This window comes from Candidatus Filomicrobium marinum, assembly GCF_000981545.1.
Lineage (GTDB): Bacteria > Pseudomonadota > Alphaproteobacteria > Rhizobiales > Hyphomicrobiaceae > Filomicrobium > Filomicrobium insigne.
This window is the reverse complement of record NZ_LN829119.1, coordinates 464,189-478,851: the sequence shown is the minus strand read 5'-3', so window position 1 is coordinate 478,851 and position 14,663 is coordinate 464,189. Positions and strand designations below refer to the sequence as shown.

Genomic DNA, 14,663 nt, shown 5'->3' with positions numbered 1-14,663 from the left:
GACAGAGTATCTTCTAGAACGGAATCTCATCGTCGAGCGTCTTATCGAAGCCGCCAGATGATCCACCGCCGCTGCCACCGCGCGGCTCGTCATATCCCCCACGGCCGCCACCTGGATCACCGTAGTCGGACTGGCCACCTTCCTGCATACCGCTGCTGGCACCGCCACTCCGCCCGTCCAGCATTGTGAGATTGCCGTTAAAGCCCTGAAGCACGACTTCGGTCGAATAGCGATCGGCTCCGGACTGATCCTGCCACTTTCGTGTCTGCAGCTGACCCTCGATATAAACCTTCGTCCCTTTTCGCAGGTACTGCTCGGCGATCCGGCACAGGCCTTCGTTGAATATAACAACCGAATGCCATTCGGTTTTCTCACGCCGCTCGCCGGAATTCTTATCGCGCCAGGTTTCAGTCGTCGCAACACGCAGGTTAGCGATAGGTCTGCCATCCTGCGTCCGGCGGATTTCCGGATCGCGCCCGAGATTTCCGACGAGGATCACCTTGTTCACTGAACCAGCCATAATAGGCTCCTTATGCTTTTCAACTCTGCCGCTCAGCAGCGCTTACGTAGGCCGTAATAGCCGGTCGACGCCAACTGCCACGCGAACAGAGCCTGTGTAGATCGCTCCCCTCAGTATTCTGGGAGAACGACAAAATTGGCGAGTCATCGAGGCCACCCTAGCGCCCATTCCAACACTCGCATCACCGGTCGACAGCCTTTTCAACAACAAGCTGCGCGCGGCTCCATCAGAATGTGAATCGTTTGTTCTCTTTATGTTCCAATATAATATGGAGCGGTTAAGCGCGCAACCGCCACCACTCGGCATCGCGCGTCCCACCAGATAGCCCGCGTTTCATCGTCCCATGGCCCGATCCGCAGCCACGGTGAGGTCGCGGAATACATCCTCAGGAACACCTTTCGACGCTGCACAATCTCCACGATTCAGCCGGTCATAAATAGCGACCATGTCCCCTCGAAACTGCGGGGCAATGGCACGAATCACGACGCCAGTCGCCACGGAACCGTTGGACCAGCGTGTTCGACAAACAATGCTATTGAGATGTGATGTAACCTGCGACTTGTAGTTATCAGCCGCGAGCGTGGGCTCCACGCCGATAGATGCGGTTGACACCGGCCGAGGTTGCGGGACGGAGCCGACTGCTGTGGACCGAACCAAGCTATCCCATTGCCGGCGTTCCGATGAATTTGCCCAAGCCTTCGTCGCGGTCTCGTCCATCAAGGGCGCGACCAATCCTTGCACCTGCTCGCGAAGCCGACGGCTATCGATATCCTCGACCGCTCTGTGAAGGGCTTGCTGATCCTCCTCGGCAAGCGGACGCACGGCTACGTCGCTTAAATCCACGAGTTGGCTCTTGTTAGCCTCGGGAGGCTTCGCCATCCAAACAGTGCTACCGTTGAAATCCGCAGCCGCAACGTTTGCGCGCGAGAAGTCGGCACCCTCCAGCTTAACCTTGTAGAGGCTGGCCGCTTCGAGATCCGCACCTTGCAGCATAGCCCCCTGCATATTCGCGAAATCGAGGATCGCGGCCTGCATCGACGCACTACGGAAATCCGCGCCGATCAGACGCGCACCTTTCAGGTTAACCCCTTGGAGTGAGGCCAATCCGAAGTTAGCGCCATCAGCCATCACCTCACCAACCATAGAAGCCTTCTCGAGCCGCGCCTGCGCAAAGTCCGCGCCTGTGAGTACCGCTTCCACCAGTTCAGCGCTAACGAGCGTTGTTTCTTCAAATTTTGCCCCACGCCCATCGATGCCCTGCATCAAGGCGCCGCTCATATTAGCTTGCGTAAAGTCCGTGTTGATGGCCTTCACGCATTTGGCTTGCCCGCGATTGCCTCTCAAACGCAGTTCATTGATTTCGGCGCACTGGAGCCAAGCGTTACGCAAATCCGCACCGTAAAAACTGGCGTGAGAAAGATCCGCTCCGGTAAAATCGGCCTGATGCAGATCGGACCGGTCAAAACGCGCGTAACGAAGGTCACGGCCACGAAGCGTGATCGTCCGTTCACCCGGCGTGACGTCCTTGTCGCTTACCAGGTCGGAATCCGTGACAACAAGATTACGGCGAAAGACACCGAATAGCGCCCCGTCCTGATCGACGCTGAGGAATGGCGCCATGAACCCGCTGTAGTACCTTGGGTGTCGCCCATCACGATCCGGCGCCATCTTATAAAAGAGCGGGCGGCTCACTCGATCAAGAAACTCCCCCGGGATCGTTGCAACCAGGAAAGAAAATAGCGTCACACCGCTGATCACCACTGCCGTAACGACAAAAGTCATTGGATGCGCCACGGTATTGCGCCAGAACGCACGGAAGAATGACGTTTCCGCCCGCATCAGAAAGACGCCGATGAGTACGAGCATAGTCACATCAACAACCAACGCGATCCGGTGTGTCCATGTGATGAGCTCGCTGTGATAGGGCAGGAACACGACCTGAACGTAGATGATGAGCACGACGGGAAGGATGCACAGCGTCAACCAGCTCATGCCATGCAGGAAGGCGCTCATCACGATGCTACGGTGGGGTCCGGCGATCGCCTGAACGAAGAAGAAGTTGTGCAATTCCAAGCGCAACGGATGTGTCCGCCGGTCGCTGGTCTCCAGAAGTCGAATGGCGTGGTCAAACTCCAACGTCTTCCGCGCTAGTAGGGAGAGCTGCGAGACAACGCCAAGGTGAAAGAGAACCAGTATGACTGGCGCGAACTGAAAGAACTGCGCAATCGGAATATCGACACTGAAGATCGGTAGCGATACCGGCGTCTCAAGCAGCAAATTCGTGTGCGTGACCCCTGCAACGGCAATCGTGAGGTAGGTCATGATGCCAAGAAATATCAACCACGCCACATGCGCCGTATCGCTGGACCGATTAACAGCATCAAGAAGACTATAGGGATTAACTGGCGTCTCGCCGTCAGGCGTCGCGCTACTCAAATCTGACATCAAGCAAAAACCCCCAATGGCCGTCGCAGCCGCTAAACAGGCTGAAAATCACGTCCACCCTACAGACGCGTCTAGCCGCCGCCACCTCAGGTGTAACCAGACGCTAGCGGAGCCAGACCTTAACGGAGAAAGTGTGACGGGTGGAACACGTCGCTGCGGAAATTCCAAATGCGACACACCCAGTGTTGCACTGCGAACGCAGTGCACAACCTTAAGCCACTGCGACGGCGGCGCTGCCCAATTGGCCGCACCATTCCCGGCACGAAGGACCAAAACCTCCGCTTTAACGTCACCCCTACATAAGTTATGCCAATACCTTAGAACTCGGCGCGCCCCCGGCACCGCTGTTGAGGACCGGAAACACCCGTCGAGCTACCCAAAGCGTTCAAGATTTTGGTCCGATACCCCGCATGTCCAATCAATACGATTGCCGCAAATGTCCTGGCTATTGTTGCTCGTACCCCCTCATCGCACTTGAAAAACGTGACGTCGTACGCCTCGGCAAGCACCATGGCTTGACCTTTGAGGAAGCGCGCAAGGCGTTCACGGAGGAGGCATACGGCCGCAAGTACGCGATGCGCCGCAAGAAGGACGTCCATTACGGCAAGATCTGCCAGTTCTTCGACACCAAGGCGCGGTGTTGCACCGTCTACAAAGCACGCCCCAAGGTATGCCGGGACTACCCCAATACCAAGCGCTGCGGCTACTACGACTTCTTGCAGTTCGAACGTCGCGCTCAGGACGACCCGGAATTCGTCGCCCTAACCGATCACAGCTAGGGCTTTGGAGGAGTAACGGGAGGCCCTGATACCTTCTCCTGCCGGCCCCTCTTTGGCGCACGCCGCCGATCGCCGTCTGTCCACGCGACGCGATAAAGATCGAACCGCCGGTTTTGCAAATTTCGCACCGTGCCGGCGCTTCGGGCCGCGCGCAGATCCGAAATCGACAGATCCGCAAATGCAATCGTTTCCGTGTTGGCAGCGGTATCGGCTGCAATGCCATCGCGGGCAAACGCAAAATCACACGGCGTTAGGATGCAGCTTTCGGCGTAATGAATGTCCATGTTCTCGACATTCGGCAGATTGCCGACCACGCCCGACATCACCACGTAGCATTGGTTCTCGATCGCGCGGGCATGGCAACAATAGCGGACCCTGAGATAGGCGCGCCGCTCATCAGTACAGAACGGCACGAACAGGATCATCGCACCCTGATCGGCAAGATGCCGGGCAACCTCGGGAAATTCACTGTCATAACAAATCATGATCCCGATCGGCCCACAGTCGCTGTTGATGACCTCCGCCCGGTTTCCGCCGCGGATATTCCACCAGTAGCTTTCACTTGGCGTCGGATGAATCTTGTCGCGTTGATGAACCGAACCATCTCGCAGAAACACATAACAAACGTTGCGGATCTCGCCGTCGCTGTCGACGATCGGGTGCGTTCCACCAATGATATTGACGTTGTAACTGACCGCAAACGCGCTCATGAACTCAAGAAACCAATCGGTGTAGTCGGCAATGCGCTCAACACCTTCTTTGGGCTGTAACGGCTTAGGCTCTAACGACAGTAGCTGCAGCGTCACATTTTCGGGAAACACGACAAAATCAGCTCGATAATCCGCGGCGACGTCCACGAAATACTCGATCTGCTTTTTAAATTCCTCGCGATCAATCAACCCGCGCATCTGCAATTGCACTGTCGCAACCCGCACAGTTTCGCTGGGCGCCAGCCGGTCACTTTGCCCCTTGCCCTCTGGCTCATCCGGATACCGCGGATTGCGCCAAACCATGTGCGTTGCATAGCCCGCCGACTGCACGTCCTCAGGATCGTAGTCTTCCAGCACACCAATCACTTCAAAGCCGTTGGCGATCTGGAAGCCTATGGTCGTGTCACGGATCTCCCGGTTGCGCACCGCCTCCACATAGTCGTGTGGATCGGGGTATTGGCGGCGGCGACGCCCATAGCCAGGCATTCTGCCACCGAAAATGATGCCCTTTAGACGCCATTCCTCGCACAAATTCTGACGAGCGGCGTAGAGCCTCCGGCCAATCCGCAACCGGCGAAATTCCGGATCGACACTGATCTCCATCCCATAAAGATAGTCACCATCGGCATCGTGGCGTGACGCGTAGCCATTGCCCGTTATCTCGCGCCAGGTATGTGGCTTGAGCCCGACATCCGCTGAGATGATGAACGTCGCACAGTGACCGACAATCCGCCCATCATACTCGGCAACGAACTGCCCCTCGGGGAAGTTGTTGATCTGCCCCTTGACCATCCGTGCCGTCAGTGACGGGTCCGGCGCATAAACACGGCGCCCCAATTCGACGATCTGAGGCACATCGTCAGTTTTTGCCCGCCGCACGATCAATTTCGGCTTTGCAGCGACGGCACGCTCAACGTCATCCGATGTAGGTGCTTTTCTCGCCAAACTATGTTCTCCACCTTCAGCAAATACATAAAGTTCACTGCGCGAGCCGCGGAACCCAAGAGTCACGTGTGCCCCCGCCATTATCATGCCGGTTTGTTCGCGTCTTCCTCACGGAATGAACCGCATACCGCGCATTTCGTTCACTCTTGCCGGTCTTCTCTTTGCCGTTATGGCAAATGGGCTGGCACAGGCTCATGCTGACACGGCGCACCCCTGGCCAACCAACGAGGTCACGGAGACGCTTCAGCAGCGCATTGCTCCACCGCCAGGTTTTCGCCGCGTCCCGCTTCCTGAAAACTCCTTGGAAGCCCTGTGCTGCTCTATACGGGCGCACACAAATGGCGCCAGGACGTGCACGCGGCCGTTATCGACATCGATGTCGGAAAGCGCGACCTTCAGCAATGCGCGGATGCGATTATGCGTCTGCGTGCCGAATGGCTTTGGGCCACCGGACAAAAGGGGGACATTGCATTTAACTACACAGGTGGCGGTCGTGTTCCCTTTAGTCGCTGGGCCAAAGGCGAACGGCCATCTGAAAGCGGCAAGTCCTGGCGGCGCAAAGCAAAGGCGGACTCGAGCTACGCATCCTTTCGGCGCTACATGATTCAAGTCTTCGCCTACGCAGGAACCTATTCGCTTGAGCGCGAACTCAAAGCCGTGCCGCGCTCTGAGATCGACGTCGGCGACGTCTTCATCAAAGGCGGCTTTCCCGGCCATGCCGTGCTTGTCGCAGACATGGTCGAGAACGAAGCAACCGGAGAGAAGCGTTTCCTGCTGATCCAAAGCTATATGCCGGCCCAGGATATGCATGTGCTGGTTAATCCAGCGGACACCTCATCCCCTTGGTACACAGCGAACGTCAAAGGCCCACTCAAAACCCCGGAGTGGACCTTCCCGGAAGGGAGCTTGCACCGTTGGCCCTGAGCCAGTTCACCCCTGGGCCGCGCGCAGAGCCTCCGGCAAGACCTCCGCAAACACGTCGAGATCGTCAGGTGTGCCCACCGTCACGCGAATGCACCTATTGAGCGGCGCCACGCCGGGCATCCGCACAAAAACATCGCGGGCTATGATTTCGTCGAGAACGCGCGTGGCGTAGGTCCCATCGCGACCACAGTCCATCGTCACGAAATTCGTTGCAGAAGGCAAAGGCGCGAGCCCATTCTCCCTGGCAATCTGCGCGAGCCGGTCGCGGCCCGCTGCAATCCGCCCAACGGTCTCGGCCAGGTAATCCTGGTCCGCAAGAGCTGCCAGCGCACCAATCTGTCCCGAACGCGACATGCCGTAGTGATTGCGGATCTTGTCGAATATGGAAATCAAACCGGCCTCACCCAGCGCATAACCGACACGGGCCCCGGCGAGCCCATAGGCCTTTGAAAATGTGCGGAAACGCAGAACCCGTGGGTTCGAAATATCAATGTCTGGCACGGCAGCAGGCGGCGCGGTATCGCAATACGCTTCGTCAAGACAGAAGAGTACGGTCGGAGGCAGAGCCGAAATCATGCCCTCAATTTCAAACGCCGACCACCAGGAGCCCATCGGATTGTTGGGATTTGAAACGTAAAGGATCTTGGCGTTCTCAGCTCGTCCGGCATCCAGCACCGCGCCAAGATCTTCCTTGTCGTCTCGAAACGGCACCTTCACCAAGCGCCCACCGCCAACCGCAACATGATAGTTGAAGGTTGGGTAGGCGCCATCCGAAGTGACGACCACCTCACCCGGCGCAACCGCCACCTTCACGGCAAGCCCCAAGAGCCCGTCGATCCCTTCGCCGACCGCGACATTCTCTATGCTCACGCCGTGATGCTTGGCGATCGCCGCCCGCAATTCAAAGTTCTCCGGGTCGCCATACATGAAGGCACTCGCGGCAGCAGCTTCCATCGCCGCTATCGACTTTGGCGAGGGGCCGAACACGCTTTCATTGGCCCCAAGGCGCGCTCGGAATGGACGGCCGCGCATCCGTTGCAAGGCCTCCGGTCCGACAAAGGGGACAGTCGCGGGGAGCGCACGCACAAGATCAGTGAGGAAAGGATAGGTCGGCATACGTGGTAGGCTCGCGTTGTCTGAATATGACGCCGCTACGTATCACTTAAGCTAGATGAGACATAGTTCCGCAAGTTCACGCCGCATTTTGGCAGACATCTCCGCTGCTCCAGCGCCTTCGGCACCCGACAAATCGACTGGTGCATCAGCCGCCGACAAATACCTCCAGCCCTGAAAAGCCCGGCGCGGAACCGGGCGCACGGGTACGATCTGCTGATCCAGAATGAGATGACAGCATCTGGAGCCGTCAGCCTTCGCACCCTCTTCCAGAGCAATCAGTTTTTGCCGCGCCTGTATAAGCCCCTTGATCACCCAATAGAGCGAACCACCGTCGAGCAGTTCGTCTCCCCGCTTGGGCGTCTGGAATGTTGTATGAAATATCCGAGGCGTTTCACCCGCAGCGGCCATCTCTGCCATCCGCCCGCTCTGCCAAGCTACCAAATCCTCAATCGAGGCGGCACCGACACAGAGTTTTACGAGATGAAGCGCCATTCCCTGAACCTTGATCGTATTGAGCCTTTTGCGGCCCCCTCAATCCTTTGCGCGACAGATTCCTGTATACTGCGAGAACAAAGGCTGACCGAGAACCCCCAAGTGACGGGAATGCACAGCCGGGTGCTCTCCATCATGGTTCTTGTCATCGTAGATGGTTGTCAGGTTGAGAAAGCCCTCCGGAACCACCTCTAGAAAATGATTTGCATTGATAGCCCGCACGATCCTTAGGGTTCCAGATGCTTCGCTGCCTGAAGTGCGCAAATGCGCATTCTGGGCATCAAGATCAACATCTGTGATCTCGAATGAAAGCGGCGATGCCGTCGCCGACGTAAACTTGCCCGCCTCAAAGCTTCCACGTGTGCCGGCATCGAACTTACACGTAAAATTCTTCGGCCACACATCATCAGACTGCGCCGCCGCCACCGCACCAAAAAACATCAAGCCGACCACGAAGGCCGACAAAAACTGCGCTACCTTGCTCATGAAGTGCCCTTTCAGCATTTCCCACGCCAACTCTACAATACCCCACAAGCGCGCGACACGCCCGGCGATCACAAATTTGCAGGTTGCCTCACAACTGGCCGTTTATTGTGGCTTGTATAGAATGACCGCAACAAATCAGAGCAGAAAAATGCTGCGCACTCGTATCTTCCGTCCACTGGCTCTCATCTTTTCGCCTGTTCTCATATGCGGCACACAGCTGTCTCCCGCCACTGCCGACCCCGCCAGCAAAAACATCTTGACGAAGGAAGAGGCGGCCTACGGCTGCCGGAAAATAAATGGCCGGATGCAGCTGCTCATTCTGCAGATCCGCGATTATCCCGACCGCGCCCAGGGCTCGCAAATCGCACGGGGAATTCAGGGGATAACTGTGCCGCTCTTCGGCGGAACCCAAAGAGGGCTCGATCCCGACGCACAGTATCAACGCGACGTCCGCAAACTGGAGGCGTTCAACGCCCGCCTCGCCAAATTGAAATGCCCGACATTCGATCTTCAAGCCGAACTGAGCGCACGCGACGTCAAGCACACGCCCAAGCCACAACAGCCAAAAGCTAAGTAACGCGTGGCAGCAGCAAGGCAGGTGTGCCCCTACGGTGCGGGCAGAAGCGCGCTTGAGCGGCCGCTCAGCCAATAAGCAACAAGCCCGATCCACTCACGCGTCGCCAGATCGAGCCGCTGCAATCCTGCGGGAATGGTTTCGAAGAGACGCCAAAGGTCACGCCGATCACGCGTTCTGAAATCCACGGGTGCAGCGATCACATCAAAGCCTGCCTGACGAAAAACGCCAATGCTGCGCGGCATATGGTACGCCGACGTCACAAGCACCCACGTCTCACTCTGAGAAGGTCTGACTAATTCCCGCGTGTTGAGGGCATTCTGCCACGTGTTCCGCGCATCCGGTTCCAGAACAATTCGCTGATCTTCAATTCCGACGTCCTTCAGGAATGTTCCTACAGGGCCGGCCGCCCCTTCTCCGCCAGCAAGAAGGCCTGCAACTCCTCCGCTAAAAACAACGCGCGCCGTTGGCCATCTTTTGGCAAGGCGCACGCCTTCCGTCAGGCGCTCCGCCGCCTCGTTGAGCGCAAGCCCGCCGCGACCAGCGCTTACCCAACCGTCCTCGAAACCGCCAAGAATGATGATCCCCGCAACCTCTGCGCCGGGAGACGGCAGACTCTGGCCGGCAAAGCGCTCTTCAAGCGGCAGGACAAGATAGTTCCCGACAGGGAGAAAGCCTGCCGCAACAAGGGCTGCGAGCCCGAGGCCCGCGAGCCACAAACCAAGCCGTCGCCGCCAAGTGAAAGCAATCAGACAAAGCCCGACCGCGATAAGGATAACAAACAAGGATGAGGGCTGCGCGAAGAGCCAGAACACCTTGGAGGCGTAGTAGAACATGCCGCGACCGAGCTAACGGGGCCAGAGTAGATAGCCCAGTGGCAACCTACTGTGACAACCGTGCAGGACAAGGGGTCATCTCAATGAACTTCTTATCGACGTAGCCTTCCAGGCCATCTTCCGTCGTCACACCGCACCAGAAACCGCGCCATGTGCACCAGCGTTTCCGCTTAACAAGGATATCGTCACGGTGAGCGACCCCGATAACCTCACCAGTTGAGAATGCTGTGCGGCGCAGATTCAGAGAATCCGCGAGCACCTTGAAACACCCATGCTCCGGACGCGCATGCGTCTCTGCTGTCGCAGTCCCGGCAAACCCGCACAGCGCTAATGCCGCGACGCTCAACCGCAAACTTAAAAACATGAGACCACCTCTCTCGCCTATGCTTTGTCAGCTATCGGGGTTATCGCGCTAAACCCGGCGAAACGATGTCGTCTGATGGCACACACCTCGCCACTAGCGTAGTGTCGTCACCACATACGACCTTGAAAGGGCATTCGCACAATGTCAGACAACGCGCAGCCATCAGCCGATAGGCCATCGTCGATCCCTTGGCCGCCGATCCTGTTGATCGGCGCATTGCTTGGCGGATACCTCATGGAAAAATTCGTCCCGTTGGGTTGGCCGGGACTGGATGACTGGCCTGCACGTGCCGTCGGCCTATCCATCGGCGCGGTAGGCATGGCTTTGACCATTTGGGCAGCCCACACCCTGCACAAGCACGGGACAACCGTTCTGCCACACAAACAGACCTCGGCACTCGTGACGGACGGACCATTCGCGTACTTTCGCAATCCAATCTATCTGGGCGAAGTCATGATCCTGTTTGGATTGGCGGAGCTAACCAAGAACATCTGGTTCGTGGTAGTTGCTCTGGTCTTTGCCGTGCTCATAACGTGGCTGGCCATTTTACCCGAAGAACGTCATCTCCTGGCTCGCTTTGGGCCAGCGTATCGTGAGTACATGGCAAAAGCCCGCCGCTGGATTTGAAACACTCGAGCCGCATGCATGAGTACTGACTACGAAGATAAGGAACGCGAGTTCCTCGAATATCTCAAAGCCGACACCGGGCGTGACTTGGCCGAATGGATGCACGCCATTCGCGAAGCCGACCTGGCCCATCGCAACGAGATCATCGACTGGCTCCGGCAGCAGGGCTTCATCTTTTCCTGGGCGTCTTGGCTTGAGCGCATCCATCACAACGGAGGGCGCCCCATCTATCTCGATGCAACCCCGCCGAGCCTGACTGCACCGCCAAGGTCAACTTCAGACGCCCCTGCCACGACCGCACCGCCGCCGCCCAAAGCGGACAAGCCAAAGACGCCTGCACCGAAAGCCCCATTCCGTCCGGTGCTCGTCTACACGGCGGCATCAAAACCGGCCCAAACCGAGATGGCACCAACGCCAACCGAACCACCGGTGCCGACACCCAGCGCACCTCGCCCCACACCACCGCCGCAAGCCCCCGCTCCCGCAGGTTCGCTGAACCCGATTTCCGACATAACGGCACTGATTGGAAAGGCGAAGGCCTACGCGCCACTTGCCAGTTTCGTCTTACGCACCCTGAGGGAGGCGTTACCGGACGCATCCATTCAAGTTACCGGCAACCACATTTCCTGCGGCGCACCAGAAACGTTCGCAATCTTGGTTCCCAGCGCCAAGGACATAAAGCTTGGATTAGCACTCGCCGAAGCGCCTTTTGAGCGCAATGTCGTCAGGGCGAAATTTTCAAATCTCTCTCCTGGTCCGCCGAAATCCATTACGCACATGCTTGTCCTCACAGATGCGCGCCAAATAGATTCAGGATTGTTGGATCTGCTACGCTCAGCAAACGCTAGCGTAAATCGTTAAATTCCATTGCGATCAACATCACAGCCAACCGCCGCCTCGCTATTTTTTCTTTCGTTTCACCCCGGTGATTGTGATCCGTCTGCGCAATAACCATCTAATTGCCAGAATTTTTGGGGCCTTGTGTTTGCTAGGTTGGAGGTCACACCATGGCACGAAGCATCCGCGCACCAAGGCCCACTTTTGCAACGCCCATCCTAGCGATGCTGGCGGTCGCACTATTCCCATGCCCGAACACCGCCATGGCACAAGCAGCATCGCGCGACGGCATCGCCGAACTGATCGCGCGCGATAATCCCCCGAAAGGGAAAAAGGACGCCGAACTCGCTCAGAACAGCGCCAGCCAGAATCCGGAACCGGTCCCAGATCCAAGAGAGAACGACAAAAGCTTCCAGCAGGCGCGCGATCTCATGCGCGCCATCGATTCCATCCTGCGCGACACGGCCGAACAACGCTCCGACGCCCGCAAGCTTCCGGGAAAAGACGAATTTATTGTCCCTCCGCTTTGGACAGAAACACGCGAGGACCGCGAACGGCAAATTCGCAACCTTATGGATTCAGCGCTCGCGATCGTAACGGATGTCCCGGTGGTCGACGTGCAAAAACGCGTCGAGCAGCTTCGGCGGAACATCGCCGAACTGGAGGACCGGATCGTTTCCCTCAAGGAAAGGCAGCTGACCGCACCTAAGGATGGCGTCCTGCCCGGCGTCTTGAGCGAAACCGTGGACAGCCTGGCCGATGAAATAAAAACCACCGAAGCCCGCATCGAAAAGAACAAAGCCGAGATCACTGCGGCAAAAGTAGAGATCCACCAAGCCCTGAAGGCTTCCGGCATCGAACTCGGTGAGGATCAGATTGACCTGCTGCTCGACAGCGTCCTCTCGGGCGACCTCGTGCGTCTCGTGGCAATCTTCAACGCGGCCAAGATCATCGACGGCCAGTTGGCGAAAATGCTCACCGCCTCCGGCGACAACATGAACGCCGCGCGCAAATATTTCGCAATGCACGCCGCATTGTTCGCCATGCTCGTTCACGCACAGGATTCAACGATCGACCGCATCGACAACACTTATATGCCGAAGCTAGACGCCATCATTAAAGACATCGCAGCGGCCAAGCGAAAAACGCGCGAACTTATGAAGGCCGACAATCGGCCCGACCAGGAACGCGCGCTGCGCGCAAACAGGGAAAGCCAACGTATCGCTGAGGAGGCAGCAACCGCTTACAGAAGCTACCTCCAACAGCAGCGCGAACAGATCGCGCGCGCCCGAAGTCGGGCAACACACGACCTCAGGATCGCGGACAATACCTTCGAGACCGTCGAAGCAAGCTTCCAATTGCGCTCATTGATGCGCGACTCGGCGGCATCCTTCGAAGCCATCCAGAAGCTGGAAGCCCCCACATTCGACCAGATCTTCAAGAACGAGGAACTCCGCCGCGAATTTGAAAACCTGACGCGTAAGCTGGATTCACCGACGAGCTGAGCGAAGAAGGAACCTTCTTCAGGATAGCCACAACGAGGCAAGCCCGAGAAACGCGAAAAAGCCGACGACGTCGGTCAAGGTCGTCACGAAAACGCCCGAAGACGGTGCGGGATCGAATTTCAGCCAGCTCAAAGTAAGCGGGATAAGTATGCCCGCAAGAGCCGCAACCAACAGATTTACGATCATTGCCGCTGCGATCACTCCGCCCAAAAGGCCGGACCCAAACCAAAGAAACGCAACCAACGCCATAATCGAAGACAGCACGAGACCGTTAACCACCCCGACCAAAGCTTCACGGGTGATAACTCTGGGCGCATTAACACGCCCAAGTTTGTTGGTCGCCAATGCCCGAACTGTAACCGTCATCGTTTGGGTGCCAGCGTTGCCGCCCATTGCTGAGACGACCGGCATCATCACCGCCAGCGCCACCATCTGCTCAATCGTGGCGTCGAAATTCTGAATGACCAAAGGCGACAACATCGCGGTACCAAGATTGACCATCAGCCAGGGTATCCGCGAACGCACGGTAGATAGCACACTGTCCGCGATCGATTCATCGCCGACGCCACCCAGCGCGTGCATGTCATCTTCAGCCTCTTCCTGGATAACGTCAACGACGTCGTCGATGGTCACAACACCGACCAGCCGTTCATTCTCGTCAATGACAGGAGCCGACATAAGGTCGTAGCGGGCGAACTGGCGCGCAACCTCCTCCTGATCTTCTGTAGCCAGTACGACATGCCGGTCGGGATTCATGATTTCTTCGACCAACACCTGGCGCTTCGTTCGCAACAGACGGGAGAGCTCCACGGACCCAAGAACGCGAAATGCCGGATCGACGACGAAGATCTCCGAAAATGTGTCGGGCAGATCGTCGGTTTCACGCATATAGTCGATGACCCGACCTACACTCCAGAACGGGGCGACCGCCACGAAATCGGACTGCATCAAGCGCCCGGCGGTCTCTTCCTCATATTCGAAGTTGCGTTCAAGAGCGGATCGGTCGTCAAAGGACAGCTGATCGAAAATTTCCTGCCGATCGCTCTCCTCAAGCGATTCAATCAGATAGGCTGCGTCGTCTGTATCGAGTTCTGTAACGGCCTTAGCCAACAGCGTGTTCGGAAGCGCTTCGGAAAGTTGGTCACGCACGGCCTCGTCGAGCTGTGAGAAAACCTCATAATCAAGGTCGTTGCCCAGGGTCTCGATAAGTTGCACACGCTCATCGTCAGCGAGCAACTCAATGACGTCGGCCAAGTCGGGAGTCCGAAGGCCCGATGCCAAGACTTTGACTTGTTCTGTATCTCCCGCATCGAGGGCTGCCGATAATTTATCGACAAAATCCGCGATGGGATCCGCCTTCGGTGCGGCGGCAACAGTTTCGCTCTCGTCCATGATCCGCTCCGCTTTACCGCCTGAGGCATGCACGTGTGTTACGTCAGAAGTTTTATGGTGAGATCGAGAAGTGTGGCTGGCGCATAACACAACCGCACGCTGAGGGCACCA

The 14,663-nt window shown here is 57.4% G+C and carries 15 protein-coding genes; 6 read left to right on the top strand and 9 right to left on the bottom strand.

The annotated features are described in order from the left end of the window. Positions 1 to 13: 13 nt before the first annotated feature. Together YBN1229_RS02335 and YBN1229_RS02330 are read right to left on the bottom strand one after the other, a co-directional pair. Positions 14 to 520: a single-stranded DNA-binding protein gene (locus tag YBN1229_RS02335; RefSeq protein ID WP_046476322.1), complete on the bottom strand. Its 507-nt coding sequence runs from the start codon at positions 518 to 520 to the stop codon at positions 14 to 16. A gap of 333 nt (positions 521 to 853) precedes the next feature. Continuing rightward, positions 854 to 2,965 carry a pentapeptide repeat-containing protein gene (locus YBN1229_RS02330; RefSeq protein WP_046476320.1) on the bottom strand — a complete coding sequence of 704 codons (2,112 nt, stop codon included), beginning with the start codon at positions 2,963 to 2,965 and terminating at the stop codon, positions 854 to 856. 410 nt (positions 2,966 to 3,375) lie between these two features. Here YBN1229_RS02330 and YBN1229_RS02325 point away from each other — a divergent pair, with 410 nt between their 5' ends. Next, on the top strand, positions 3,376 to 3,744 hold the full coding sequence (locus YBN1229_RS02325) for a YkgJ family cysteine cluster protein (protein WP_046476317.1): 369 nt from the start codon (positions 3,376 to 3,378) through the stop codon (positions 3,742 to 3,744). Here the strand turns inward: YBN1229_RS02325 and YBN1229_RS02320 are convergent. After that, positions 3,741 to 5,399, bottom strand: a complete 1,659-nt coding sequence (locus tag YBN1229_RS02320; RefSeq protein WP_244466788.1) for a bifunctional GNAT family N-acetyltransferase/carbon-nitrogen hydrolase family protein — start codon at positions 5,397 to 5,399, stop codon at positions 3,741 to 3,743. The two genes, YBN1229_RS02325 and YBN1229_RS02320, sit on opposite strands and share 4 nt — an antisense overlap. A gap of 312 nt (positions 5,400 to 5,711) precedes the next feature. Here YBN1229_RS02320 and YBN1229_RS02315 point away from each other — a divergent pair, with 312 nt between their 5' ends. Then, entirely contained in the window at positions 5,712 to 6,323 is a 612-nt protein-coding gene (locus YBN1229_RS02315) for a DUF4846 domain-containing protein (RefSeq protein ID WP_052743624.1), read from the top strand. 6 nt (positions 6,324 to 6,329) lie between these two features. Here the strand turns inward: YBN1229_RS02315 and YBN1229_RS02310 are convergent, their stop codons facing one another. Genes YBN1229_RS02310 through YBN1229_RS02300 form a run of 3 tightly spaced genes read right to left on the bottom strand, consistent with a single transcriptional unit; the run spans position 6,330 to position 8,417 of the window. Then, positions 6,330 to 7,439 carry a pyridoxal phosphate-dependent aminotransferase gene (locus YBN1229_RS02310; protein WP_046476314.1) on the bottom strand — a complete coding sequence of 370 codons (1,110 nt, stop codon included), beginning with the start codon at positions 7,437 to 7,439 and terminating at the stop codon, positions 6,330 to 6,332. Positions 7,440 to 7,490: 51 nt separating this feature from the next. Next, complete coding sequence (locus tag YBN1229_RS02305; RefSeq protein ID WP_046476310.1) at positions 7,491 to 7,931, bottom strand: DUF1489 family protein; 441 nt, start codon at positions 7,929 to 7,931, stop codon at positions 7,491 to 7,493. A 39-nt stretch (positions 7,932 to 7,970) separates the two neighbouring features. Then, positions 7,971 to 8,417: a hypothetical protein gene (locus YBN1229_RS02300; protein ID WP_046479832.1), complete on the bottom strand. Its 447-nt coding sequence runs from the start codon at positions 8,415 to 8,417 to the stop codon at positions 7,971 to 7,973. A 148-nt stretch (positions 8,418 to 8,565) separates the two neighbouring features. Between YBN1229_RS02300 and YBN1229_RS02295 the strand changes: the two genes are divergently transcribed. Beyond that, positions 8,566 to 8,994 carry a hypothetical protein gene (locus YBN1229_RS02295; protein WP_046476307.1) on the top strand — a complete coding sequence of 143 codons (429 nt, stop codon included), beginning with the start codon at positions 8,566 to 8,568 and terminating at the stop codon, positions 8,992 to 8,994. 29 nt (positions 8,995 to 9,023) lie between these two features. Here YBN1229_RS02295 and YBN1229_RS02290 read toward each other — a convergent pair whose 3' ends face one another. Both YBN1229_RS02290 and YBN1229_RS02285 read right to left on the bottom strand, forming a co-directional pair. After that, positions 9,024 to 9,827, bottom strand: coding sequence for a YdcF family protein (locus YBN1229_RS02290; RefSeq protein WP_046476303.1), 804 nt, complete (start codon positions 9,825 to 9,827; stop codon positions 9,024 to 9,026). Between the two features lie 46 nt (positions 9,828 to 9,873). Further along, complete coding sequence (locus YBN1229_RS02285) at positions 9,874 to 10,191, bottom strand: SH3 domain-containing protein (protein WP_046476300.1); 318 nt, start codon at positions 10,189 to 10,191, stop codon at positions 9,874 to 9,876. Positions 10,192 to 10,332: 141 nt separating this feature from the next. On the opposite strand from YBN1229_RS02285, the gene YBN1229_RS02280 reads away from it, so the two are divergent. From YBN1229_RS02280 to YBN1229_RS02270, 3 genes are all read left to right on the top strand, one after another. Further along, a complete protein-coding gene (locus tag YBN1229_RS02280; protein ID WP_046476297.1) occupies positions 10,333 to 10,818 on the top strand; it encodes a methyltransferase family protein in 486 nt (161 codons plus the stop codon). An 18-nt stretch (positions 10,819 to 10,836) separates the two neighbouring features. After that, a complete protein-coding gene (locus tag YBN1229_RS19020) occupies positions 10,837 to 11,679 on the top strand; it encodes a DUF5655 domain-containing protein (RefSeq protein ID WP_046476295.1) in 843 nt (280 codons plus the stop codon). A gap of 146 nt (positions 11,680 to 11,825) precedes the next feature. Next, positions 11,826 to 13,160 (top strand): hypothetical protein, encoded by a 1,335-nt coding sequence (locus YBN1229_RS02270; RefSeq protein WP_244464980.1) that lies wholly within the window; start codon positions 11,826 to 11,828, stop codon positions 13,158 to 13,160. An 18-nt stretch (positions 13,161 to 13,178) separates the two neighbouring features. On the opposite strand, the gene mgtE is transcribed toward YBN1229_RS02270, so the two are convergent. After that, positions 13,179 to 14,552 (bottom strand): magnesium transporter, encoded by a 1,374-nt coding sequence (gene mgtE / locus YBN1229_RS02265; protein WP_046476293.1) that lies wholly within the window; start codon positions 14,550 to 14,552, stop codon positions 13,179 to 13,181. Positions 14,553 to 14,663: the final 111 nt, after the last annotated feature.